Genomic DNA, 879 nt, shown 5'->3' on the forward strand with positions numbered 1-879 from the left:
TGGCTAAAATTATTAATTATTAATTATTAATTGTTAATTATTATAGGTTGGGTGGAGGTCACGAAACCCAACGCCACCATCTCTCAGTTATGTTGGGTTTCACTACGTTTGACCCAACCATGTAGGTTGGGGTTTTGGGGATCGGAAAAATATTTCCGGATATTTCAGGAAATTACTTGTTAATCCCTCTCTAATCAGAAACAGTTAATAGTGGGCAGAGTCGGACTCGAACCGGAATTACAGCCTACAACCCCTATTCTACCGTTACTTAGGTGTTACTCAAAACCGTAGTAGAGTAACAAGTGAGTAAAAAATGAGTAATGCTACTAAACTCCCTACAGTGGGGGGAAAGGGTAACTATGACGAGAGCTATAGCAGATTCCTGAAAGCCTATCAAGACTTTAAAGGGGAATGTCCCAAAGGAGTGACACTCAAGTTACAAAAGTCCGGGACTAGGTATAATTTGCTATTGCAGTTTAAGCAGCCACCTACCGGAAAACGGCTACCCAAGACAGCTAATCTTGAGTGTACACCCCAAGGGGTGATAGACGGGGTTAAGAAAGCCAAGTTAGTGGCACCAAGCCCTGGGAACTATCAGCAGCGATAGTGAATTCTGGGACTGGTACGATGCGACTATCTTAGGAAAGAACCAGATTGAGGATAATCTGATAACCTATCGGGAAATATTCCAACAACTAGAGGATGAGGTGCGAGACGTTTAGGAATCAAATAAGGCTGCAATGCCTGAAATAACTTCCTAATGGGACTTTCACCCCTTGGTGGAATATAAGGGATTCACATTCCTGACCATCCCATAACTGTTTATATGTCCCGACGCTTGGAGAAATCTAAGCAAGGCAGGGGACTCAAGGTCATAAA

General features: G+C 42.8%; 1 pseudogene. It reads left to right on the forward strand.

Going from position 1 to position 879, the window contains the following annotated elements:
• Positions 1 to 313: 313 nt before the first annotated feature.
• Positions 314 to 707, forward strand: a pseudogene (locus tag ACTIE0_RS24735) (hypothetical protein); the annotation flags it as partial.
• Positions 708 to 879: the final 172 nt, after the last annotated feature.

Origin of the sequence: Limnospira sp. (genome assembly GCF_051859755.1) — a bacterium.
Lineage (GTDB): Bacteria > Cyanobacteriota > Cyanobacteriia > Cyanobacteriales > Microcoleaceae > Limnospira > Limnospira fusiformis.